Consider the following 23,312-nt stretch of genomic DNA (forward strand, 5'->3'; position numbering starts at 1 on the left):
AATCATCATTAGTCGACATACTATGTATGGATACATCCTTATATGACATTGTAACACCCTTATGGTTTCAGGAAAAGTTGCTTATGGTGGTAGCTGTACCATTGGCGTATGACCAAGCCACACATAGACGCACCCTTCGAGAGCGGGTTAGCCGACCCGACCGACGAGCGGTCGAACTGCGGCGTTGGGGCCGTCGTAGACCTCGAAAACGGCGCCTCGCACCGAGTCGTCGCAGACAGCCTCGAACTCCTGGAGAACCTCGAGCACCGCGGCACCACGGGCGCTGAGGAGAACACCGGGGACGGGGCGGGCATCTTGTTCCAACGACCTGACGAGTTCTTCGATTCGGTCCTCGACGGGGAGCTTCCGGACCGCTACGCGGCCGGTTCGGTGTTCATGCCGACCGACGACGAGGTCCGCGAGCGCGTTTCGGCGGTTGTCGAGGAGTCGCTGGCCGACCACGGGCTGTCCGTGTTCGACTGGCGTGACGTGCCGACCGACAACGCAGACCTCGGCGCGACCGCGCTCGAATCGGAGCCCGACGTCTGGCAACTGTTCGTCGAGCCGGCCGACGAGCTGACCGAAGACGAGTTCGACCGAGCGCTGTACCTCGGGCGTCGAGCCGCCGAGAAGGCGGTCGACGACCTCGTCATCGAGGGCGCGGGACGATTCTACGTCTGCTCGCTCGACCGGAAGACCATCGTCTACAAGGGACTGCTCACGGCCGAACAGCTCCCGAACTACTACCCCGACCTCGGCGACGAGCGGATGACGACCGAGCTCGCGCTCGTTCACGCGCGGTTCTCCACTAACACGCTCGGCGCGTGGCATCTCGCCCACCCGTACCGACAGGTCATCCACAACGGCGAGATAAACACCATCCGCGGCAACGTCAACTGGATGCGCGCCCGCGAGACGGACCTCCGGCACGAGGCCTTCGGCGACGACATCGAGACGCTCATGCCCATCACGAAGGCCGACCAATCCGACACCGCGAGCGTGGACAACGTGGTCGAACTGCTCCTCAAGAGCGACCGCGAGCTCCCGCACGTCCTGCGGATGCTCATCCCCGAGGCGTACCGCAACGACGACGCGATGGACCAGGCGCGCCACGACTGGTACGACTTCCACGCCTCGCTGGTCGAGCCGTGGGACGGCCCCGCGCTCGTCGCCGCGACCGACGGCGACCGCATCGCCGCCGTCCTCGACCGAAACGGTCTCCGCCCGTGCCGCTACGAGGTGACGACCGACGGCCGCCTCATCGTCGCCAGCGAGGTCGGCGCGCTCGACACCGACCCCGCGGAACTCGAATCCCGCGGTCGACTCCAGCCCGGCGAGATTTTCATGGCCGACCCCGAGGAGGGCCGCGTCATCCCCGACGCCGAGGTGTTCGACTCCCTCACCGACGAGACGTACGGCGAGTGGGTCGACGAACAACAGCGCCACCTCGACGACATCGCCGGCGAGGTGGACTCCACCTCGCGCGGACAGGTGGAGTCGCTTCGCGCGACGCAGGCCGCGTTCGGCTACACGCACGACCAGCTCAACCACATGATAGAGCCGATGGCCCGCGACGGCAAGGACCCCGTCGGCTCGATGGGCGACGACACGCCGCTTTCGGTGCTGTCGGACCTCAACCGCCCGCTGTTCACCTACTTCAAACAGCTGTTCGCGCAGGTGTCGAACCCGCCTATCGACTACATCCGCGAGAAGCTCGTGACGAGCCTGGAGTCGCGGCTCGGCTTCCAGCGGAACCTGCTCGACGAGTCGGCCGACCACGCGCGCCAACTCGTCCTCGACTCGCCGGTCCTCACGGACGCCGAGACGGCGGCCATCAAGGACCTCGACGACGACATGCGGAGCGCCGTCGTCGACACCACCTACGAGAAAGGCGGCGACATCCGGGAGGCCATCGAGGCCGTCCGCGAGGAGGCCAAGGAGGTCATCGAAGGCGGCGCGGACATCGTCGTCCTCTCCGACCGCGCGGTCGGCCCCGACCGCGTCGCCATCCCGAGCCTGCTTGCGACGGGCGCGGTCCACCACAGCCTCGTCCGCAACGGCCTGCGGAACCACGCCGGCCTCGTCGTCGAGTCCGGCGACCCCCGCGAGGTCCACCACCTCGCCACGCTCGTCGGCTACGGCGCGGGCGCGGTGAACCCCTACCTCGCCTACCAGACCATCGAGGACGTCGTCGCCGGCCCCGACGGGGCCGACGAGGGCGAGGCCATCGACGCGTACGTCCACGCGCTCGAAGACGGCCTGCTCAAGACGATGGCGAAGATGGGCATCTCGACGGTCGAGAGCTACCGCGGCGCGCAGATTTTCGAAGCCGTCGGCCTCGACTCCAAATTCGTCGCCGAGTACTTCGAGGGCACCGAAATCCGCACGGAGGGTATCGGCCTCGACGTCATCGAGGAAGACCTGCTGACCCGCCACGCCGCCGCCTTCGGCGCGGACCCGAAGCTCGAACGGCAGGGCGAGTACGAGAACCGCTCGGCCGGCATCCACCACGGCTGGAACCCCCAGACCGTCGGCACGCTCCAGCAGTCCGTCCGCGCCGGCGACTACGAGAAGTACCAAGAGTTCGCCGAGCTGGTCAACGACCAGTCGAAACAGCTGAAGGCGCTCCGCGGTCTGCTCGAGTTCGACTCCGACCGCGAGCCCGTGGACATCGACGAGGTCGAACCCGTCGAGGACATCGTCAAGCGCTTCTCGACGGCCGCGATGTCGCTCGGCAGTCTCTCGCCGGAGGCCCACGAGAACAACTCCATCGCGATGAACCGCATCGGCGGCAAGTCCAACTCCGGCGAGGGCGGCGAGCCGCCGGAGCGCTTCGGCACCGAAAAGGAGTGTAACGTCAAGCAGGTCGCCTCCGGCCGCTTCGGCGTCACCTCGGAGTACCTCTCGTCGGCCGACGAGATTCAGATCAAGATGGCACAGGGGTCGAAGCCCGGCGAGGGCGGCCACCTCCCCGGCAAGAAGGTAAACGAGATGATCGCCCACGTCCGCTATGCGACGCCGGGCGTCGGCCTCATCTCGCCGCCGCCGCTACACGACATCTACTCCATCGAGGACCTCAAACAGCTCATCTTCGACCTGAAGTCGGCCAACCCCGACGCCGACATCAACGTCAAACTCGTCTCGGAGGCCGGCATCGGCACCATCGCCGCCGGCGTCTCGAAGGCGAAAGCCGACGTGGTCCACATCTCCGGCTACGACGGCGGCACCGGCGCGTCGCCGAAGACCTCGATCAAGAACGCGGGGCTCCCGTGGGAGCTCGGCCTCGCCGAGGCCAACCAGATGCTCCGCGCGACGGGGCTTCGCTCCCGCATCCGCGTCTCTGTCGACGGCGGCATGAAGACCGGCCGCGACGTGGCCGTCGCCGCCCTCCTCGGCGGCGAGGAGTACGTCTTCGGGACCGCGTCGCTCGTCACCTCGGGCTGTGTCATGGCCCGCCAGTGTCACGAGAACACCTGCCCGGTCGGCGTCGCCACGCAGGACGAGAACCTGCGTCGCCGCTTCCCCGGCGAGCCCGACCACGTCATCAACTACATGACGTTCATCGCGCAGGAACTCCGCGAGATTATGGCCGACCTCGGCTTCACCTCGCTCGACGAGATGATCGGTCGTCCGTCGCTCCTCCGGCAGGTCGAGACGGACCACGAGAAGGCAAAGCACCTCGACCTCTCGTCGGTGCTGGCCGAACCCGAAACGGGCGCGCGCCGCAAGACCGAAGACCAGGTCCACGCGGACATCGAGACGCACGTCGATCACAAGCTCATCGACGAGGCCGCGGAGGCCATCGAGAACCGCGAACCGGTCGTCATTCGCCGCGACCTCTCGAACGTCGACCGCGCGGTCGGCGCGATGCTCTCGAACCGCATCTCCAACGCCCACGGCGGCGAGGGGCTCCCGGACGACACCATCCGCTGTGAGTTCGACGGCATCGCCGGCCAGACGTTCGGCGGCTTCCTCGCCCGCGGCGTCACGATGCGGCTCACCGGGGCCGCGAACGACTACGTCGGCAAGGGGCTCTCGGGCGGCCGCGTCATCGTCAACACGCCCGCCGAGGCCAACTACGAGGCCGCAGAGAACATCCTCATCGGCAACGTCGCCCTCTACGGCGCGACGCAGGGCGAGTGTTACGTCAACGGCCTCGCCGGCGAGCGCTTCGGGGTCCGCAACTCCGGCGTGAAGGCGGTCGTCGAAGGCGTCGGCGACCACGGCTGTGAGTACATGACCGGCGGCGTCGTCGCCGTCCTCGGCGAGACGGGCCGCAACTTCGCCGCGGGCATGTCCGGCGGCGTGGCCTACGTCTACGACCCCGACGACGAGTTCGCCGCGAAGGCCAACACCGAGATGGTGACGCTCGAAGACCACCTCGACGACAAGGACGAGGCGATGGTCACCCGACTCGTCGAGAACCACCTCACGTACACCGACTCCGACCGCGCGGCCGAACTGCTCGACGACTGGCAGTCGGTCCTCGGTGACTTCGTGAAGGTGATGCCCGACGCGTACGCCGAGGTCATCGCCGAAGACGGCCGCGAAGACGTCCGGAACGAGCTCCCCGCGAAGGCGGGCGCAATCGTCGACGCCGGTGCCGACAAGGTCGGCGCGGCGACGACGAGCGACGACTGAGACCGGCGCTCTCGGACCGCGAGGAGGTCCCCGGAATCCGCCGCCGGTTCTCCCACGTTTTTCACCGCGCGCGCCCTCGGCCGAGACATGGACAACGCACTCGTCATCGGCGGCACGCGCTTTATCGGCCGTCACCTCGTCTCGGAACTCCTCGACAGCGGCTACGCCGTGACCATCTTCAACCGCGGGAACCACGACAACCCCTTCGAGGACGACCCGCGCGTCCAGCACGTCCAGGGCGACCGGACCGACGACGAGGCGCTCCGGACCGCGAAGCTGACCGTCGAGCCCGACGCGGTGTTCGACTGCGTGGCGTACAAACCCGCGGAGGTCGCTTCGGCGGTCGACATCTTCGCCGACGTAGACGCCTACGTCTATATCTCCAGCGGCGCGGCCTACGGGTCCGAGGTCATCCCGAAACGCGAAAACGAGACCGCGCTCTGCGACTGCACCGACGAGCAGGCGACGGACGACTCGGGTGCGAGCTACGGCCCGCGGAAGGCCGAGGGCGACCGCGTCGTCTTCGAAGCGGCCTCGCGGGGCATCAACGCGATGTCGGTCCGTCCCTGCATCGTCTACGGTCCCGAGGACTACACCGAGCGCCTCGACTACTGGATTGACCGCGTGCTGAACTACGACCGCGTCGTCGTTCCCGGCGACGGGACGAACGTCTGGCACCGCGCGTACGTCGAAGACGTGGCGAGCGCGATGCGCGTCGTCGCCGAGGCGGGCGAGCCGGGTGAGGCCTACAACGTCAGCGACAGACGGCTCGTGACGCTCGAAGAGCTGGTCGAGGTCATCGCCGACGCCGCGGACACCGACGTCGAGGTGGTGCACGCGGGCGAGCGCGAACTCGCCGCGGCCGACCTCTCGATGGACGACTTCGTCCTCTACCGCGACTACCCGCACGTTCTCTCGACGGACAAACTCGCCCGCCTCGGCTGGGAGTCAACCCCCGTCGAGGAGGCGATGCGCCGGTCGGTCGCCGACCACCGCGAGAGCGACCGCGACGGCTCCGAACACGACCCCGGCCGCGACGCCGAAGCGCGCGTGCTCTCGATTCTCGACACGCTCTGAGTCGGGGTGACTCGCTCGAAAACCTGAGGCAACGAGGCGGCGACGACGAACTCAGCCGCTGAACTGGCCGTCGTGGTCCATCTCGGGGACCTCCTCTTCGAGCCACTCGCGGAACCACTTGACACGTTTGAGCCGCTGGTGTGCGAAGCTCTGGGCCGTGTCGGTTTCGAGTCGCGCGGAGGCGTCGCGGCCGCGTTCGAAGACGCGGTCGACCATCTCGGCGGCGTCCATGTGCGTCCGCGCCTCGTAGCCCATCCGCAGGAGCATCAGCGCGGTGCCGTTCGCGCCGATTTTGTCGAGGATGTCGGCCTCGATGAGACAGCGCGTCTCCAGCGAGACGTCCGTCAGCGACCCCTGATACGAGTGGTCGGAGACGACCTGACACACTTGCTCGACGAACGACTCGGGGTAGTCGCCGTGGCTACTGAGGAACTCGCGGGCGACGCGAGCGCCCTCCTCGGCGTGGACGTCTTGGTCGGCTTCGAGTTTCGAGATGTCGTGAAAGAGGGCGGCCACGCGAACGACGTTCACGTCCGCGCCCTCGTGGTCGGCGATGCGCGTCGCGAGGTCGACGACGTTGAGGATGTGGTTGAACCGGTACTCCGCGGAGTGCCACGGGTACCAGCGCATCCGCCCGCCGTCGTCTTCGTTTTCGACGCTCGCAGAGAGATAGTCCGAGACGAAGCGCTTCATGTCTTCGAACTCCGCGTCAGAGACGGCCGACTCTTTGATTTCAACGCCCACGGCAGAACCTCCGTCGGTGTTGGCACGTGCGTATTCTCATTACACGGAATGAGGGTCGTTCCACTCTTAGGCGTTACGACCACCCTGAGTCGCGGGAACCGGGCTCTCGGGCGAACAGACCGGGTCTCGTGGCCGGTGGTGTGAACCCATGTCACATCGGAGAGAGTTAACTCGCCCGGCCGCATCGTCTCGGCCGTGACCGACGCACGATACCTCGACGACGGAGCGACAGACGAGTTCGAGGCGACCGTCGAGACGGTCCGCGGGAGCGACCGCGTCGTCCTCGACCGAACCTACTTCTACCCGACTGGCGGCGGCCAACCGCACGACACGGGGACGCTCTCGACCGGCGGGGAGCGCTGGGCCGTGACCGACGTCCGGAAGCGCGACCGAATCGAACACGTCGTCGCGGGCGACGCCCCCGAACCGGGAACGACCGTCACCGGGCGCGTCGACGCGGCGCGGCGGCGCGCGCACAGCCGCTACCACACGGCCCAGCACCTCCTCTCTGCGGTCCTCCTCGACGAGTTCGACGCCGAGACGACGGGCAACCAACTGTACGCCGACCGCGCGCGCCTCGACTGCGCTTACGACCGCTTCGACGACGACGACCTCCGGACTATCGAGACGCGCCTGAACGACCTCGTCGCGTCCGACCTCCCCGTCCGGTGGTACAGTCTCGGCCGCGACGAGGCCGAGGCGATGCTCGACCCCGAGCGAACCCGCCTGCACCTACTCCCGGACTCGATTCGCGAGGTCCGCATCGTCGAAATCGGCGACGCGGACGACCCCTTCGACCGGACCGCCTGCGCGGGGACCCACGTCGCATCGACGGGCGACATCGGCGCGGTCTCCGTCACCGGCCGAACGACCCAAGGCTCGGCGCACGAGCGCGTGAACTTCGTCCTCGAATAACTGGGTCGACTCAACGGGCCGCGACTTACGCCGACTGGGTCGCCTCGGTCCGCGCCCGCGGCTCGCACACCCACCCCTCGCGGACCGGGACTAACTCGTAGCCTACCTCGCGGAGCAGGGCCTTCGCCGCCGCCTCGTCGTGGCTCCCGCGGGCGTCGTGCAGTTCGAAATACACCGTCGGCCGGTGCTCCCGGAGGACCGTTTCCGCCCCCCGGAGCACGTTCAGGCCGAACCCTTCGACGTCAATTTTCAGGTGGTCAGGCGACGGGACCGTCCCCGAGTCGACGAGCGAGTCGAGCCGCCGAACCGACACCGACGCCGTGTCGACGACCCGCGCCTCCCACGCGCTCGCGTGGTCCCGCGAGAACGAGCCCAGTTCGTCGTAGCTCGACAGGTGGAACGCCCGCGATTCGTCGGCGTCGCCGAGGCCGCAACCGAGCAGGTCCACCCGGTCGTCGAAGCCGTTGACCCCGACGTTCGCCCGTAACTGGTCAACGACTTCGGGGTGCGGCTCGACGGCGACCACTCGCGCCGAGGACTCGCTGGCCGCGACCGCGAGCGTGTAGGTCCCCGTGTTCGCGCCCACGTCGACGACCACGTCGCCGTCGTCGAGACCGAGCAACAGCGCCTGCAGAAGCACGTCGTTGCCGTGGCGGTTGTACAGTTCGTAGCTCCTGAAGCTCGTCCGCCCGACGTGTTTCTTCGTGGCGACGAGCCGTCGCTCGTAGTTCGCCCGGACGAGCGCGTAGTGGAGGGTGTACGCGAGGTGGCGAGCGGCCGACACCGGGTGCAGGAGAGACACGTTAGTACACTGTCATTGTGTGGCGATAAAAATCGCTCGGCGGCGACGCGACTCGGCGTGTTATGGATTCGCCGGAGTCGTTCGAGTAGTCCCGGGCGGATTCGAACCGCGAGGTCTCGAATCCGCTCGACCTCTGGGCGTCGAATCCGCTGGACTATCCGCTCCTCACGTTCGTTCGTCGCAGGATAGTCCCGGGCGGATTCGAACCGCCGTCAGCGGCTGTCTTCTCGGCACGCATCGAACCGTACCAATCCAAAGGCCGCTATGATTGGCCACTACACCACGGGACTTCGGTCGCGTCGTTCACTCGTCCCATGTGCCTCGCAATCTCTTCGAGATTGCTCACCGCACGGGACTGCGCACTCGTCGGTTATCCGCTGGTAAATGAAAACGCTTCGGTTCCGGTCGGTCGTCGTCGGCGATTAATCGGCGACTTCCGTCTCCGTCTCCGTCTCCGCGCCGCACACGTCGAGATACTCGCAGGCGTCCGTCTCGGGGTCGAAACAGTCGGGACACTCCGAGTTGCGGTCGATGATGGTGTCGAGCCGCTCCGCGATCATCCCGTCGATGACGGGTTCGAGCTCGCGGGCCTCCGCGCGGAACTCCTCGACGTCGAGGACGTTCGAGAGGAAGCGCTCGATGATGCAGTAGGTCTGGAGCGCGTCGCGAGCGCGGACGATGCCGTCGTCCGTGAGCGTGACGCCCTTGTACTTCTCGTGTTCGGCGAGGCCGCGGGATTCGAGTTTGCCGATCATCTCGTTCGCGCTCGCCGGACTCACCTCCATCATGTCCGCGAGCGCGCCGGTGGCCGCCGGGCCGTCCTCCATCTCCTGCAGCAGGTAAATCGCCTTGACGTATTGGTCTGCCGTGTTCATCGTTTCACTCCCGTGCTTCCATGATTCGCGTCACTTCTTCTACGCCCTCCGCCTCCTCGTCGCGAATCGCCGACAGCGTCGCGACGAGTTCCTCGCGGTCGATAGAGAACTGTGCCTCGCTCGCCTCGATGGCCTCGATGACGTCGTCGTAGAACTTGTAGGCGGTCTCCTCGTTGCAGAGCTGGTCGTACAGAACGCCGTCGAAGTCCTCGGGTTTCGTCTGACCGTACTGGGCCTCGACCAGCGCCTCTATCTCCTCGAAGGGGACGCTGTCGACCTCCAGCCGGTCGATGACGGCTTCGAGGCGTTCGCGGTGGTCCGCGGACTCCTCGGCGGCGTGCGAAAGCAGGGCCCGAATCTCCTCGTCGAGCGCGTCTTCGTCGAGTTCCTCGTGGTGGTGATAGGCGCGCGCCTCCACGACCTCTTCGAGGACGATACCGATCTGGAGGAGTCGGGCGAGCTGGTGGTCCGAGCTGACCTGATACCCGACGCTCACGGACTCGTCCCCCTCACCGTTCGAAGACACGGTCCCGCGACGTACATACACACCTCTCCGGGAGTAACCGACTTAAGCGGTTCCCTCGCGGGCGGCGAAACGGCCAAAAAACGGTCGGCGAAGCCGCGCCGCGGAGCGGTCGGACTACCGCAGGCGGGCCGCGATGAGTTCTTCGAGGTCGTCGCGGAACTCGTCGACTGCGATCTCTTCGAGGACGGGCACGAAGAAGCCCTCCACGAGCATGTTACGGGCCTGTTCTTCGGGGATGGACCGAGAGACCATATAAAAGAGGTCCTCGGCGTCGACCTGCCCGACGGAGGCGGCGTGAGACGCCTCGGTGTCGTGGTTGTTGATGATGAGCTTCGGCGACGCGTCGGCCTCGGACTGGTCCGAGAGCATCAGCGTGTTCTCGCGCTGGTAGGAGTTCGTGCTCCACGCGTCGCGGCCGACGTCCTGAACGCCCTCGTACACCGAGCGCGCCTCGTCGTCGAGGACGCCGCGGGTCACGAGGTCGGCCGTCGTGTTCTCGGCTTTGTGCCAGACGCGGGCGTTGATGTCGAGGTGTTGGTCGTCGTGACCGAAGAACGCGCCGACGATTTTCGTCTCCGACGCCTCGCCGTTGAGTTCGGTCTCGATGTCGCTTCGAGTGAGCCGCGAGCCGAGGTTCCCCTCGATCCAGTTGACCGTCGAGTAGGTGTCGGCGTCGGCGCGCTTGAGCGAGTACGTGTACGTCTCCTCGTCGAGGTTCTGCAGGGAGCCGTACTGGACGTACGAGTTCTCGCCCGCGTCGATTTCGACGAGGTTCGAGAAGTACCGCGCGTCGTCGACGCTGTCGCCGGACTCGATGGCCTCGAGGATGGTGACCGACGAGGACTTCTCGGTGACGACGAGCGTGTGGCTGAACAGCGACCGAGAGTTCATCTCGGCGCGAATCTTCACGTCCTCGGCGTCGACGCCCTCGGGGACGTAGATGAACGTGCCCGTGGTGAAAAGCGCCGCCGAGAGGGCGGTGAGGTAGTTCGTCTCGGGGTCGACGACCGAGCCGAAGCGCTCCTCGATGAGGTCGCCGTACTCCGGAAGCGCCTCCGTGAAGGGGAGGACGACGACGCCCTCGGGCGACTCGCGGGTCGTCTCGTCGGCCTGGTTCAGCGGGTCGACGAGCGACTCGAAGTCGAGGGCTTCGAGGTTCGTCCAGCGGCGACCGGGCGTCTGGATGACGTCCGGCAGGTCGAGCTCGTCGAGCGCGTCGAGGGCTTCGAGGCGGGCCTCGAGGAGCCACTCCGGCTCGTCCCGTGCGTCCGAAATCTCTCGTACCGTCTCTGCGGACAGGTTCGCGGGAAGTTGCGCACTCATTGGTTATCCGAGGCTACCCTCCATCTCGAGTTCGACGAGTCGGTTGAGTTCGACCGCGTACTCGATGGGCAGTTCCTCCGTGATGGGTTCGATGAACCCGGAGACGATCATCTGCTTCGCGTCGTCGTCGTCGAGACCGCGCGACTGGAGGTAGAAGATGTCCTCGTCGCCGATCTTGCCGACGGTCGCCTCGTGGGCGACGTCCACCGTGGACTCGTTAATCTCCATGTACGGCATCGTGTCCGAGGTGGACTCGTTGTCGAACATGAGCGCGTCACACTCGACCGCGGTCGAGGAGTTCTTCGCGCCGTTGGCGATGTGGACGAGGCCGCGGTAGTTCGTGCGGCCGCCGTCCTTCGAGATGGACTTCGACTCGATGGTCGACTTCGTCTCGGGGGCGTTGTGGTACACCTTCGCGCCGGTGTCGATGTTCTGGCCCTCGCCCGCGAAGGCGATGGTGATGTGGTTGTCCGACGCGCCGCGGCCCTTCAGAATCGAGGCCGGGTAGAGCATGGTGGCCTTCGAGCCCATCGAGCCCGAAATCCACTCCATGCGGCCACCCTTCTCGACGATGGCGCGCTTGGTGTTGAGGTTGTAGGTGTTCTTCGACCAGTTCTGGACGGTCGAGTACTGGACGTGGGCGTCCTCGCCGACGAACACTTCGACGCCGCCGGAGTGGAGGTTGAACGCGGAGTACTTGGGGGCCGAACAGCCCTCGATGTAGTGGACTTCGGAGCCCTTCTCCGCGACGATGAGCGTGTGCTCGAACTGGCCCATGCCCTCGGAGTTCATGCGGAAGTACGCCTGCACCGGCATCTCGACCGTCACGTCCTCGGGGACGTAGACGAACGAGCCGCCGGACCAGATGGCGCCGTGGAGCGCGGCGAACTTGTTGTCGCTCGGGGGGACGCACTTCGTCATGAAGTACTCCTTGACGATGTCTTCGTGCTCCTGGACCGCCTGGTCCATGTTCATGAAGACGACGCCTTTCTCCTCCCAGCGCTCCTGCATGTTCTGGTAGACGACTTCGGACTCGTACTGGGCGCCGACGCCCGAGAGGGCGTTCTTCTCGGCTTCCGGGATACCCAGTTTGTCGAAGGTGTCCTTGATGTCGTCCGGCAGGTCGCGCCAGTCGTCGACGCCGCCGCGGACTTCCACGTCGGGTCGGATGTACGGGACAATTTTGTTTACGTCGACCTCGGAGAGGTCGGGCTGGCCGGGCCAGTCGGTCGGCATCGGCATCTTCTGGAACTGCTTGAGCGCGCGAAGGCGGCGCTCAAGCATCCATTCGGGCTCGTCTTTGTCCTCCGAGATGACGCGAATGGTCTCTTCTGTGAGACCCTTCTCGGCCACGAACGCGGCCTTCTGCTCCTTCTTGAACTCGAAGCGAGCTTCCGTGTCTGTCTCTTTGAGGTGGTCTTGGTCGGAACTCATGATGTTGGGGGATTACGCGGCTTCGTACACTTCCTCACGGACCCAGTCGTAGCCCTTGTCTTCGAGTTCGGACGCGAGCGAGGCGTCGCCGCTCTTGACGACCTTGCCGTCCAGCATGATGTGGACGTGGTCCGGCTCGACGTATTCGAGGATACGCTGGTAGTGAGTGATCTGGAGGATACCCGTGCCCTGCTCGTCGCGCAGTGCGTTGATACCCTTCGAGACGTCCTGCAGGCGGTCGATGTCGAGACCGGAGTCGATCTCGTCGAGCACCGCAATCGACGGTTCGAGAATCGCGGCCTGAAGGACCTCGTTTTGTTTCTTCTCGCCGCCGGAGAAGCCGGCGTTGAGGTAGCGCTGCATGAACTTCTCGTCCATGTCGAGAAGCTCCATCTTCTCTTTGAGGAGCTTCTGGAACTCGGCGACGCCGACTTCGCCGTCGTCGACGTTACCCTCCATCGGGGAGGTTTCGTAGCCGGCTTCCTCTTCTTCTTCTTCCTCGTCGTCCTCGCCGAAGAGGAGCTCCTCGCGCTCGTCGATCTTCGCGTTGAGCGCGGTGCGGAGGAAGTTCGTCATGGTGACGCCTTCGATTTCCGCGGGGTACTGGAAGCCGAGGAAGATGCCGAGCGCGGCGCGCTCGTTCGGCTCCAGTTCCAGAAGGTTCCACGTGCGGGCGTCGTCCGGGATGTCGAGGTCGCCGAAGTCGTCGTCCTCCAGGTGAAGGAGGATTTCGCCATCGGTTACTTCGTAGGCGGGGTGCCCGGCGATGATTTTAGAAGTCGTAGACTTGCCGGAGCCGTTGGGACCCATCAGCGCGTGGATCTCGCCGGATTTGACTTCCAGGTCGACACCTCGCAGAATCTGCTCACCGTCTTCCTCCGCGACTCGTGCGTGGAGGTTCTTGATCTCGAGAGTTGCCATCGTTGGTTCGTTGCCTCGTACTCGAAAGGTGGGGAGTATCGCCCATAATGCTTGCGCATTCACCCCCGCCACCTTTTACAGAAAGAAAATTTGTTTTCAAATCCGCAAAGAATCGCGCCGGTTCGCGACACGTGTCCGGGTTTCGGACAGCCGAACGACGTTACGGTCCCGCCGTCTATGTAACCGAATATAGTTTCGTTAGCCCCCGTTGCGAACGCTCAGATGAAACTGCCGAGGCCCGTCTGTTCCTGTCCGCTTTTCACCTCGTCCCACGACATCCCGAGCGCCTCGATGACGCGGGAGATGGGGCCTTCGAGCGTCTTGGTGAGCATCGTGTCCCAGTCGACTTCGAACGCCTCGGGAAGCTGGTCCGCGTACTCGAAGCAGATGACGTCGGGGTCCCGCTTGAACTCGCGGTAGAGGTCGTCGACCTGCGGGTCGAACTCGCCGGACTCCATCTCGCGGAACCACGACGGGTGGACTTTCTTGAGGTAGACCCGCTTCGGCTTCGACCCGCGGCCGAAGTTCGTCCCGAGGAAAGCGTTGGCGTACTGCGCCCCGCGGACGTGCGCGGTCGGCGTCTCGTACGCCGAGAGGCGCTTGCCGATGCCGCCGGGGATACCGGCCTGTTCGAGCGGCAGGTTCCCCGACTCGAAGTTGGTGATGATGTCGTGGAGGTAGTCTTTGATGACCTCGGTGTCCTCGCCGTGGACGATCATGTCGATGACGTTCTTCTGGACCTCTTTGGTTATCTGTGCGATGTCCGACCGTTTGTACTCGAAGCCCGTGATGTCGATGTCATCGACGTCCTTGCCCTCCTTCCAGACGATGTGGCCCGCGTAGCGCTTTTTCTTGCCGGCCTGGAAGAACCGCCGGTAGAGCTTCTCGAACTCGATTTGGAAGCGGTGTTCGTCCGCGCCCAGTTCGTCGCGCGCGAAGTCGTCGTAGGCGGCGTTGATGTGCTCCTCGATGTCGAACGACTGCTCGATGGCCTCCTGTTTCGACACGTCGGGGCCGAGTTCGAGCATGACGCTGTCGGTGTTGTGAAGGACAATACCTCCAACACCGTCGACGAAGTTTTCGTTTTCTTCGACGCTCAGGTCGTACACATAGCCGTCGTGGTCGACTTCGGTCAGCACGGGGTCTCGGCCTTTCCGGTAGGTGCCACACGTCCGAATAGTGTACGAGTCTTTGCTGTTGCGATACTTGAGCGAGTGTTTTTTCCCCCGTTGCGTGAGCAACATCGAGAGACCGGCAGCAAGTTCTCGGCTCGTCGTCTCGAAGTCGAAGTTCCGCTGTGCGTACGCTTCGGTGTATCGTGGGAATTCGCGGGACCCGTCGCCTTCGACGAGCAACGTCAGGAACAGGTCTTGCTTCTCCTCAGGAAGGTGGAAGACGAATGAAGGAATCCGTTTACCACGCGACGTCTGCCCTGCGAACTCGCGGAAAAACACAGCAGCGAGTTCGTTCATCATCTGCAGTTTCAGCGTCTCGTCATTGTACGTGACCGACGCACCGCCTGTGTCCGTTTGATACTCGACGGTTCGCTCCGCTCGTCGGTCGCTCGTAATGATACCGGCGGTCGTGTTCTCGAACAGTCGAGAGTAATCTCGCTGGAGTTGGGCTAGCCACTCACGGTCGGATTCAGCGATACTTGCCCCGAATTTCGACGTCGCCGTCTCGCCAGTGGATGCGCTTCCTTCAGGGACGTACGCACCGAGGAGCCGAATGAGTGCTGCACCATCTTCACTGTCGATATCGACGAATCGTTTGACTTTGACGGTCGAGTCGACGTCTCGGTGGTGCTCGTGGCCGAACCAGACATACTCGTCGTCCGCGTGGATTTGTTTCCGCTTCGTTATCGAATTATCGCTCCCGACGCTCCGTCCGTCCTCGTACTCGCGTTCGTACCCACGAAGGACCTCGTAGACGTCGACCCGCTCGACAGGCTCGACGTCGGGCACCCCGGAGACGCGATACGGCTCCGCCACGTCGTCCGGAGAGACAGTTGTGAGGCCGTCTTCACCGGGGACGACGTACGAGTGGTCTCTCGTCGTCGTCGACTCACCGAACTTGTGTTGGAGGTTCACCACCGGTTTGTCCGTTCTATGGCGAATCGCCTGCGCAATCGGTTGCCACTCCGCCTCTCCATCTTCGTTCACAGAGAGGGCGTCCCACCCGTCGAGCGCTCGGCGAGTCTTCCCGGGAGTGGCACTTGCGACGACGTCCCCGTCGGCAGCGATGAGTACCTCAGATTCAGTCGTTCCGCGGGCAAACAAGTCCTCGATAGGAAGGATTCGAACAGTCCCACCGGGGTCTCTGGCGACGACCGGGCGATCTCCCGTCACGCTGTCGCCGTAGGCCACGTCGTAGCCGATTTCGTTCGCGGCCTGTTCCGTGAACTCGATGACCTTCCGGCCGGTCGCCGTCACCGCCGCACCCATCTCCTTGTCGTAGAGGCGGAAGCGGTCCCAGCCCAGCACGCCGTACAGCGAGTTCATGATGACCTTCACCGCGGCCTGCTGGCGGTCGAACTGCTCGTACTGCGACGAGCCGGGGTCGTGGGAGTTCCGCAACGACTTCTTTTCCTCCCGCTCGGTGAGGAGTTCGTCGACCATCTCCCGAATCATGCCGTCAGGCTCCTGTTGGAAGTGCGTCCCGTTGGGCGCGCGGAACATCTCCCCGTCGTAGCTCTCGGGGTCGACCTTCGTCTCCGGCGACGCGTTGATGGTCACCATGCACATCGGGTACAGCGACTTCAGGTCGAGCACCGTGACGTTCTCCTTGACGCCGGTGATGGGGTCGAAGACGGCCCCGCCCTCGTAGTCCTCCGACTCCTGTTTCCCCTTCGAGGGGAGCGCGAACTCGCCGTGGACCTTGTGGAGGACGTAGATGTCGACGGTGTCGCCGGGCGTCGGCGCGTCTTCGAGCTTACAGCCGACGAACGTCCGCACCTCGTCCCAGAAGGCGATGATGTCCTGTTTCCGGTCGATTTCGACGCACAGCTCCACGTCGCGGAGGTTGTATTCGAGCAGGCGCTCGGGGTCTTCCTCCCAGAGGTCGCCGATGTCGCCCGAGTAGCGCTCCTTGCCCGCGTCGAGCTCGAGTTCGCCGACCGCGTCGAGGCGGTAGGATTCGAGTTCGGTGAACTGAGTGCGCTTGTAGGCGTACAGCAGGTCGAAGACGACGCGGCCCTTGATGTCCGGGCCGCCCCAGCCGCCGCGCCAAACCTCGCCGAGCCGCGATATGCGGTTGTAGTCGAGGTTCAGGTCGGTCGTCGGGTCGACCTCCGCCAAGCGGTCGAGGAAGTACGGCGCGTCGAAGTCCTCGAAGTTCCACCCGGTGAGGAGGTCCGGGTCGGTCTCCTCGATGTACGCGAGGAAGGCATCGAGCATCTCGGCCTCCTCGTCGAACGTCCGAACGTCCACGTCCGCGTCCTCCCCGAGAAAGTCGTAGTTCGGAAGCGAGTCGGGACGCTCGCCGAGGCCGTCTTCGGCGACGGCGTGCCAGACGACGTACTCGTCGCGGGAGGAATCGTGGCTGGTCAGACAGACAATCGGCTCTTCGCCGTCCTCGGGGAAGCCGTTCCGGTCGTTGACCTCGATGTCGAAGGTGTTGACCCGGAGATTCGCGTCAACCTCCGCGGGCGCGACCTCCTGATGGGGAATCTGAATCGTCCCGTCGTCGAGGCGGCGCGCGGGGACGCGGACGCCGCTTTTGATGTCCTTGTCGATGAGCAGGCGGTTCGGAAAGAGGATGTCCGCCTCGTAGTGGTCGAACTCGTCGCGAATCTGCCCGACGTCGCGGGGGGTGCGGCCGAATATCTTCGTCAGTTCCTCGCCGCGAATACTCTCGAAACCGTCCTCGGTGCCGGTGATGACGTCCCTGTCGAGCGTGTCGTCGTCGAGGCTGTCGGTCGGCGCGTAGAAGTACGGCCGGAATCCGAGCACGCGGACGTGTTCGGTCTCGTCGTCCGCCGTCCGACCGAAGATATGAATCACCGGGTACTCGTCGCGGCCCGCGCCCTCGATGGTGTAGTCGACCTGCGTGACGGCCAGTTCGACCGTCCCCTCCGGGTCGGGAAACCGCACCTCGTCCGCGTCGATGACGTCGGAGACGTGCTGGCCGGCGTCGCCGGCGACGATGGCGGCCTCCTCGTCAGGCCGCGTGTCGCCCGCGCCGTCGGCGTCGTTCCCCCCGAAGTCGGTCAGACCCGTCTGCGTCATGGCAGTCGCTTCGGCGGCGCGGCTAAAAACCCCGGCGTTTCCGCGAACCGCACCCGAACCACGGAAAGACATTTATCCGAGTATGACATTCCTTGCCACACGATATGACCGACCACGCAACTCCGGAGCGGTGGGATGGCACGATCGACGGCGACGGACCGGTTGGTCCGACAGGAGCCGAGACGGTCGAATCCTACGATATCGACGGTGGCGTGGTGTTCTACGACGCGGAGAACCCACTCGCGTGGGTCGAGGCCTCCCGCTCGATGCGCCTCGACGACTGCGCCTGACCCGGCCGAAACGGACACTTTTTCTCGGCCCGGCGTCTCGACGCGAGCGTGACGGACGACGAGCGACGAGAGGGAATATCCGCCGACGGGACCGACGGGGACGACGACGCGGAGCGTCCGTCGGCGGACATGGCCTCGAAAATCGACCCCGAGACGCGGTGGGGCGACCCCGAGGCCCGCTGGGACCCGGAAGCCCGCTGGGGGAACCCCGAAAAGGACCTCCCGACGATTCCCCGCGTCCGCATCCCCGGCGAAGACGCCGGCGACGCCGGGGACTCCAACGGCGACGGCGACGACGCGCCGGAGTTCTCGCCCGACGTGAACCCCGAGGTCGCCCGGCTGTTCTGGGCGAGCGTCGTGCTCGCGAACGTCGGCCTCGCGGGACTCACGGTGGGCCCGATGCTCGTCTACTTCCGCGGCGACACGCTCCTCGGCGGCGGCCTGTTTCTGTTCGGCGCGGTCGTGCTCGTCCGCGTCTACTCCATCTACCGGGAGTTCAAGCGGGGGGAGTGGCGGGACGACGACGGCGACGGCGACGGCGACGACAGCGACGGGGATGACCGGGACGACGGCGACTCCGCCGAGAGCGACGGCGAGGCGCACGGCCCCGCCACGGACGCCCCCGAGCGCAACCGCTAACAGTCGCCGCACCCTTCGCGGAGACATATGCGAACCGTCCGCGGACCAGACGGCCGGACGTATCTCCTCGTCAAGCAGTCGAGCGACGCCAGCCGCGTCCGCGACCCGGAGACCGGCGAGGAACGACACCTGCCGAACGACGACCTCGAAGCCGTGAGCGGCGAGTCCCCGCTCGAAACCGCCGCGCGCGCCGTTCCCGAGCCGGTCCGTCGAATCCTCGTCGCGGTCCCGACCGAGCGCGGACTGGGCCTGCTCGTCGACCTCGTCGACCGCGGGCCGCTCCCCGTGGTCGACCTCCTCGGAGCCTACGACCTCTGCGAGAGCGACCTCCACGGCCTGCTGACCGAGTTCCGGGTCGCCGGTCTCGTCGCCGAGACCACGGTCTACGGGGAGCGCGGCTACGAGGCGACCGACGCCGCGAAAGAAGGGGTCGAGCTCCTGCGGGCGAGCGAATAAGCGCCGAGGAGAGGACGACCGCCCTCAGTCGTCCGCGAGCGCGCTCTCGACGGTCGCCGCGTCGGTCCGCTCGACCGTCGAGCGGTTCGTCGTCGGGTTCTTCTCCACGCGGACGAGGTCGTCGGCCGCGCCGACCAGGTTGTCGTCGTGGCTGACGATGAGAATCTGCTTGACGCCACGGCTCTGCATGTCCTCGACGAGGCCGACCAGCCGCGAGACGTGGCCGTCGTCGAGGAAGACCGTCGGCTCGTCGAGGATGAGCGGGGGGAGCGGGGCCGCGCCGTCGATGCCCTCGGCGAGGAGCCGGTAGATTGCACACCGGAGGCTGAGGTTGAACAGGGCGCGCTCGCCGCCCGAGAGCTGTTCGGGTTCGAGCGCGGTGCCGTCCTTCTGGAACACCGTCAGCCCGTACTCGCCGTCGAGTCGGATGCGCGAGTAGGCGTCGTTAGCGTAGACGAGGTCGAACGTCTCGTTGAGCATCCGTTCGAGCACCTCGACGTTGCGCTGTCGAAGCTCCGCCCGGAGGTCGCCGTAGGTCGATTCGAGCGTCGAGACCTCCTCGTGGACCGATTCGAGGGCGTCGACGCGCTCGGCGAGGTGGTCGCGACGCTCCCGGAGGATGTCCAACTGTTCGAGTTCGGCTTCGACGCCGCCGACGCGGCTCTGGAGTTCGTCGCGGTCGTCGCGCAACTCCGGAAGCACCTCGTCTTCGACCCGTTCGAGGTACGCCGCCGCGTTTTCCTTGCGCTGTTTCGCCCCCTCGACGGCCTCCTCGTCGACCGTCTCGCGGAGCTCGTCGCGGCGCTCGCGGCGCTCTCGGAGGTGTTCGCGGCGCTCGCGGTTCACCTCAGCGAGCGTCTCGCGCTTCTCCCGGAGTCGGTCCCGCATGTCGATTTTCTCGGCCCGCGCGTCGACCAGCGACTCGACGCGGTCGAGTCGGTCTCGCCTGTCGTCGAGGGCGTCGAGGGCAGATTCGAGCGAGTCGACCGTCTCCGCGACTTCCTCGGCCCGCTCGGCCTGCGTCGTCGCGGCTTCGCGTTTCTCTTCGGCCTCGGCTTCGAGTTCCGCGGCGGCCTCGCGCTTCTCCGCGGCGGCCTCGCGGCGGCTCTCGACGGTCTCCTCGCGGTCGGCGATGCGTTCTTCCACGAGGTCGAGTCTGTCGCGCTGGGAACTCGCGCGGTTCTCGACCTCGACGAGCGCCTCGGCCGCCTCGACGGCCGCCGAGCGCGACTCGACGGCCGATTCGAGCGATTCGCGGTCGGCCTCCAGCGACTCGACCGCGGCCTCGCGCTCGCTGATGGCGTCGACGTGGGGCGACCCCTCGACCGGTTGCCCGCACTCGGGGCACTTGCCCGCGTCGCGGAGGCGCTCGGCCTCGGCGAGGCGCTCGCGCGCGTTCTTCAGTTCGGTCTCCGTCTCCGCGAGCGACTCGCGGGCGTCGGAGCGCGCCTCCCGTCGTTCTTCGAGGAGGTCGGCGGCCTCGCCGAGTTCGACGGGGGCGTCTTCGAACCGCGCTTCGGCGTCGTCGAGCGACGACCGAAGCTCCCCGCGCGTCTCGCAGAACGAGTCGAGTTCTCGCTCGGCCTCGGCGGCGGTCTCCGCGTCGGCCTCGGCGGCCTCGCGTTTCTCCGCGGCGCGGGATTCGAGGTCGTCGGCGCGCTCGGCGAGTCGCTCGGCCTGCGTCTCGAACGCCTGCGCCCGCGTCCGCGCTTCCGAGAGGTCGTCGCGGAGTTCCGCCTCACGCTCCGAAAGCGCCTCCCGCGCGTCGGCTATCGCCTCGTCGCTCGCGTCGGCGAGGTCGGTCCGGGCGAGGGCGTCGTCGATGTCCGATTCGAGCTCGTCGGCGGCGGCGTCGAGGTCGCGGATTCGCTCCGAGAGGTCGTCGCGCTTCGTCTCGTCGGCGGCGATTTTCGCGGTCAGGTCCTCGATGGCCGCCTCGATTTCGTCCAGTCGCTCCCGCTTTTCGGCGTGCTCGTCGAGCGTCGCCTCGGCGGCGTCGAGCGCCGACTTCGCCTTGTCGCGTTGGGCCTCGTAGTTCGAAATCTGCTCGTCGAGGGAGTCGAGTTTGGATTCGAGCGCGTTGAGCGTCGCGTGGAGGTCCGCGTCCTCCTTGGCCTCGATTTGCGACTCGACGTCTTCGAGCACGCTCCGCTTTTTCGTCAGCACGTCTTCGACCCCGAGGCGTGCGTTCCCGGCGCGTTCGCGGTAGGCTTCCAGCTTCCCGAGCTGGAGGAGGTCGTCTATCATGTCCTGCCGCTGGCTGGGCGTCGCGTTGATGAGCTTGTTGACCTCGCCCTGCTGGACGTACGCGCAGTTCACGAACGCTTCGGCGTCCATCCGCAGGAGCGACGCGACGTGCCGGCGAACGTCGCGCGCGCCTTCGACCGTTCCCTCGGGGCCGTCGAGGACGCACTTCGCCGTAGTCGCGCGGTCGCCGGAGACGCGAATCCGGCGGTCGATGCGGTACTCGCCGCCGTCGTGGACGAATTCGAGCGCGATTTCGGCGTCGTCCGCGCCCGTCGTCACCACGTCTTCGAGCGTCCCAGCGAGCGCCTTCGAGCCGTAGAGCGCGAAGAAACACGCTTCGAGGAGCGACGACTTGCCGCTTCCGTTGACGCCGTGGATAACCGTGACGCCGTCTCTGAGGTCGAGTTCGGCGTCCTCGTAGGGCTTGAAGTTCCGGATGGCGATATGGGTGAACCTCACGCGAAATCACCCAGCGAACTGTCGCGGCTCGCCGCCGGTTCCGCGGTGGCCTCCGAATCGGGTTCGGCGGTCGTTTCCGACTCGGTGTCGGTCGCCGCCTCGGCGTCGACATCGGCCGGGTCCGAGTCGATGGTCTCGGCGTTGGCGTCCGACGAGACCGCTGTATCCGCCGCATCCTCACTCTCGCCTTCGCCCTCCCCCTCGGCGGCGACGAAGGCGTCGGGGTCCTCCGAGAGGAGCGATTCGACGCGCTCGCGCACCTCGTCGCGGACGTTCGAGTCGGCGACCTTGCTCGCGCGGACCGTCTCGTCCACGTCGAGGGCGGCGCTCGACAGGCCCATCTCGCGGACCCGCTCGCGCACCGCGTCGTCGGGGTCGGCGAAGGTCACGTCCGCCGCCAGTTCGGCGTCGTCGTCGATGTCGCGTTTGTCGTTGACGCGGGCGACGAGCGCGCCCTCCTCGACGGCGAACGACTCGACTGCCGCGGGCGTGACGGCGTCGCCTTCGCCCCGCAGTTCCACGATGACGACCGCGTCCTCGAGGTCGAACTCGCGGACGCGCTGACGGACGCGCTCGATGCCCTCGTCGCCGGCGAGGTCGACCTCGACGAACGCGAACGGGCGCGTTTCGAGGGTCCGCCGGCGGATGTCGACCGCGTCGGGCGTGAACTCGACGAGGTTGTACCCGCGGGGGTCGCGCTCGCTCGCGCTCGCGCGCTCGGTCGACCCGCAGTAGGTCACCCACGTCCCGTCGAGGTCGGCGGTGTCGGGGACGTGGTTGTCGCCGAGGAGGACCGCGTCGAAGTCGACGTTCGACTCGTCGAGGACGGTTTCCGTTTCCCAGTCGGCGTGCGCGAACGGCGTAAAGAGGCCGTGGGCGACGAGCACTGAGCGCTCGGCGTCGACGGGGTCGAACTGGTAGTCGAGTTCGTCGCGTCGGGAGCGCGGGACGTGGTCGAGGCCGTAGAACGCCACGTCGCCGACGACGTGGGGGTCGCGCCCCAGTCTCGTCGCCAGTCCGAGGCGCTCGAAGAGGTCGAGCCACTGCCCCCCGCGGGTCGACTCGTGGTTGCCGACGATGGCGAGGAAGGGAATCCCGGCGTCGTCGAGGCGGCGGAGCGCGGCGAGCGTCCCGAGGAGGTCGGGAAGTTCGGGGCGGCGGTCGTGGTAGAGGTCGCCCGCGTGGACGACGGCGTCGACGGTTTCGTCGAGCGCGTCCGCGACGACCCGCTCGAAGGCGTCGAGGAAGTCCTGTCGGCGCTCCGGCGAGTGGTACTGCTGATACCCGATGTGGGTGTCGCCGGTGTGTATCACCCGTGTCATCTATCACTCGGTTCGCCACCGCCGCTGAAAACGGTTGTGCGACCGGAGCGGAAGTGGTCGGCGTCCCGCAGTCCTCCCCGAGTGGCGTGGGAAGCCCGGTTGGATTCCTCGGCCGGGCCCGCGTCCCCGAGCGCGCCGCGCAGTCGGTCGAGGTCCGCGAGGAGCGCCCGCCCGGAACGCGCGCAGTCGTGGTGCCCGCGTCGAGTGGCTTCACCGACCGCTCGGCGGAGTGTCAGTTCGCCGCCGTCGGAGAGAAAGCGGGCGGCAGAAGAGAGCGATTGGAAGGCGCTTCGCGCGTCGGCGACGACCTCGGTGGGCGGGCGCGCCGCGGGCCGGTCGTCGATATCGGCGTCGGCGTCGGCGAGCGCGGAGAGCGCGCGGCCGACGTCGTCGGGAGCGGGCGAAGACATACGAC

At 66.3% G+C, this 23,312-nt stretch carries 17 protein-coding genes and 1 tRNA gene; 6 read left to right on the top strand and 12 right to left on the bottom strand.

Translation table 11 applies throughout. The features are described from left to right. Window positions 1–108 precede the first annotated feature (108 nt). Both gltB and ACFQI8_RS05325 read left to right on the top strand, forming a co-directional pair. Window positions 109–4,641, top strand: coding sequence for a glutamate synthase large subunit (gene gltB, locus ACFQI8_RS05320; protein ID WP_390243239.1), 4,533 nt, complete (start codon window positions 109–111; stop codon window positions 4,639–4,641). An 87-nt stretch (window positions 4,642–4,728) separates the two neighbouring features. Next, complete coding sequence (locus ACFQI8_RS05325; RefSeq protein ID WP_390243240.1) at window positions 4,729–5,718, top strand: NAD-dependent epimerase/dehydratase family protein; 990 nt, start codon at window positions 4,729–4,731, stop codon at window positions 5,716–5,718. 51 nt (window positions 5,719–5,769) lie between these two features. On the opposite strand, the gene ACFQI8_RS05330 is transcribed toward ACFQI8_RS05325, so the two are convergent. Beyond that, window positions 5,770–6,462, bottom strand: coding sequence for an HD domain-containing protein (locus tag ACFQI8_RS05330; protein WP_390243242.1), 693 nt, complete (start codon window positions 6,460–6,462; stop codon window positions 5,770–5,772). A 195-nt stretch (window positions 6,463–6,657) separates the two neighbouring features. On the opposite strand from ACFQI8_RS05330, the gene ACFQI8_RS05335 reads away from it, so the two are divergent. Further along, window positions 6,658–7,377 carry an alanyl-tRNA editing protein gene (locus ACFQI8_RS05335; protein ID WP_390243244.1) on the top strand — a complete coding sequence of 240 codons (720 nt, stop codon included), beginning with the start codon at window positions 6,658–6,660 and terminating at the stop codon, window positions 7,375–7,377. Between the two features lie 25 nt (window positions 7,378–7,402). On the opposite strand, the gene ACFQI8_RS05340 is transcribed toward ACFQI8_RS05335, so the two are convergent. From ACFQI8_RS05340 to ACFQI8_RS05375, 8 genes are all read right to left on the bottom strand, one after another. Continuing rightward, on the bottom strand, window positions 7,403–8,161 hold the full coding sequence (locus ACFQI8_RS05340) for an FkbM family methyltransferase (protein ID WP_390243747.1): 759 nt from the start codon (window positions 8,159–8,161) through the stop codon (window positions 7,403–7,405). A gap of 204 nt (window positions 8,162–8,365) precedes the next feature. After that, window positions 8,366–8,469 (bottom strand) — tRNA-Gln (locus ACFQI8_RS05345). A 132-nt stretch (window positions 8,470–8,601) separates the two neighbouring features. Next, the gene (locus tag ACFQI8_RS05350; protein WP_390243245.1) at window positions 8,602–9,054 is read right to left on the bottom strand and encodes a metal-dependent transcriptional regulator; all 453 of its coding nucleotides are present in this window, start codon (window positions 9,052–9,054) and stop codon (window positions 8,602–8,604) included. A 4-nt stretch (window positions 9,055–9,058) separates the two neighbouring features. Continuing rightward, a complete protein-coding gene (locus ACFQI8_RS05355) occupies window positions 9,059–9,550 on the bottom strand; it encodes a ferritin-like domain-containing protein (RefSeq protein ID WP_390243748.1) in 492 nt (163 codons plus the stop codon). Window positions 9,551–9,694: 144 nt separating this feature from the next. Next, complete coding sequence (sufD, locus tag ACFQI8_RS05360) at window positions 9,695–10,903, bottom strand: Fe-S cluster assembly protein SufD (protein ID WP_390243246.1); 1,209 nt, start codon at window positions 10,901–10,903, stop codon at window positions 9,695–9,697. Window positions 10,904–10,906: 3 nt separating this feature from the next. Then, window positions 10,907–12,337 (bottom strand): Fe-S cluster assembly protein SufB, encoded by a 1,431-nt coding sequence (sufB, locus tag ACFQI8_RS05365; RefSeq protein WP_390243247.1) that lies wholly within the window; start codon window positions 12,335–12,337, stop codon window positions 10,907–10,909. 12 nt (window positions 12,338–12,349) lie between these two features. Beyond that, on the bottom strand, window positions 12,350–13,258 hold the full coding sequence (locus tag ACFQI8_RS05370) for an ABC transporter ATP-binding protein (RefSeq protein ID WP_390243248.1): 909 nt from the start codon (window positions 13,256–13,258) through the stop codon (window positions 12,350–12,352). Between the two features lie 218 nt (window positions 13,259–13,476). After that, on the bottom strand, window positions 13,477–17,484 hold the full coding sequence (locus tag ACFQI8_RS05375) for a DNA polymerase domain-containing protein (RefSeq protein ID WP_390243249.1): 4,008 nt from the start codon (window positions 17,482–17,484) through the stop codon (window positions 13,477–13,479). Between the two features lie 104 nt (window positions 17,485–17,588). On the opposite strand from ACFQI8_RS05375, the gene ACFQI8_RS05380 reads away from it, so the two are divergent. From ACFQI8_RS05380 to ACFQI8_RS05390, 3 genes are read left to right on the top strand one after another with little or no spacing between them, the layout of a single operon-like run. After that, window positions 17,589–17,774, top strand: coding sequence for a DUF7331 family protein (locus tag ACFQI8_RS05380; protein ID WP_390243250.1), 186 nt, complete (start codon window positions 17,589–17,591; stop codon window positions 17,772–17,774). Window positions 17,775–17,822: 48 nt separating this feature from the next. Further along, window positions 17,823–18,413: a DUF7322 domain-containing protein gene (locus tag ACFQI8_RS05385; RefSeq protein WP_390243251.1), complete on the top strand. Its 591-nt coding sequence runs from the start codon at window positions 17,823–17,825 to the stop codon at window positions 18,411–18,413. 27 nt (window positions 18,414–18,440) lie between these two features. Further along, the gene (locus ACFQI8_RS05390) at window positions 18,441–18,869 is read left to right on the top strand and encodes a DUF7346 family protein (RefSeq protein WP_390243252.1); all 429 of its coding nucleotides are present in this window, start codon (window positions 18,441–18,443) and stop codon (window positions 18,867–18,869) included. A gap of 24 nt (window positions 18,870–18,893) precedes the next feature. Here the strand turns inward: ACFQI8_RS05390 and rad50 are convergent, their stop codons facing one another. Genes rad50 through ACFQI8_RS05405 form a run of 3 tightly spaced genes read right to left on the bottom strand, consistent with a single transcriptional unit; the run spans window position 18,894 to window position 23,307 of the window. Next, window positions 18,894–21,575: a DNA double-strand break repair ATPase Rad50 gene (rad50, locus tag ACFQI8_RS05395; RefSeq protein WP_390243253.1), complete on the bottom strand. Its 2,682-nt coding sequence runs from the start codon at window positions 21,573–21,575 to the stop codon at window positions 18,894–18,896. Continuing rightward, window positions 21,572–22,897 (bottom strand): DNA double-strand break repair protein Mre11, encoded by a 1,326-nt coding sequence (gene mre11 / locus ACFQI8_RS05400; RefSeq protein WP_390243254.1) that lies wholly within the window; start codon window positions 22,895–22,897, stop codon window positions 21,572–21,574. Before mre11 ends, rad50 begins: the two co-directional genes overlap by 4 nt. Continuing rightward, window positions 22,894–23,307 (bottom strand): hypothetical protein, encoded by a 414-nt coding sequence (locus ACFQI8_RS05405; RefSeq protein ID WP_390243255.1) that lies wholly within the window; start codon window positions 23,305–23,307, stop codon window positions 22,894–22,896. The genes mre11 and ACFQI8_RS05405 overlap by 4 nt, the downstream gene beginning before the upstream one ends. Window positions 23,308–23,312: the final 5 nt, after the last annotated feature.

This window comes from Haloferax chudinovii, from assembly GCF_042663345.1.
In the GTDB taxonomy this organism is placed as follows: domain Archaea; phylum Halobacteriota; class Halobacteria; order Halobacteriales; family Haloferacaceae; genus Haloferax; species Haloferax chudinovii.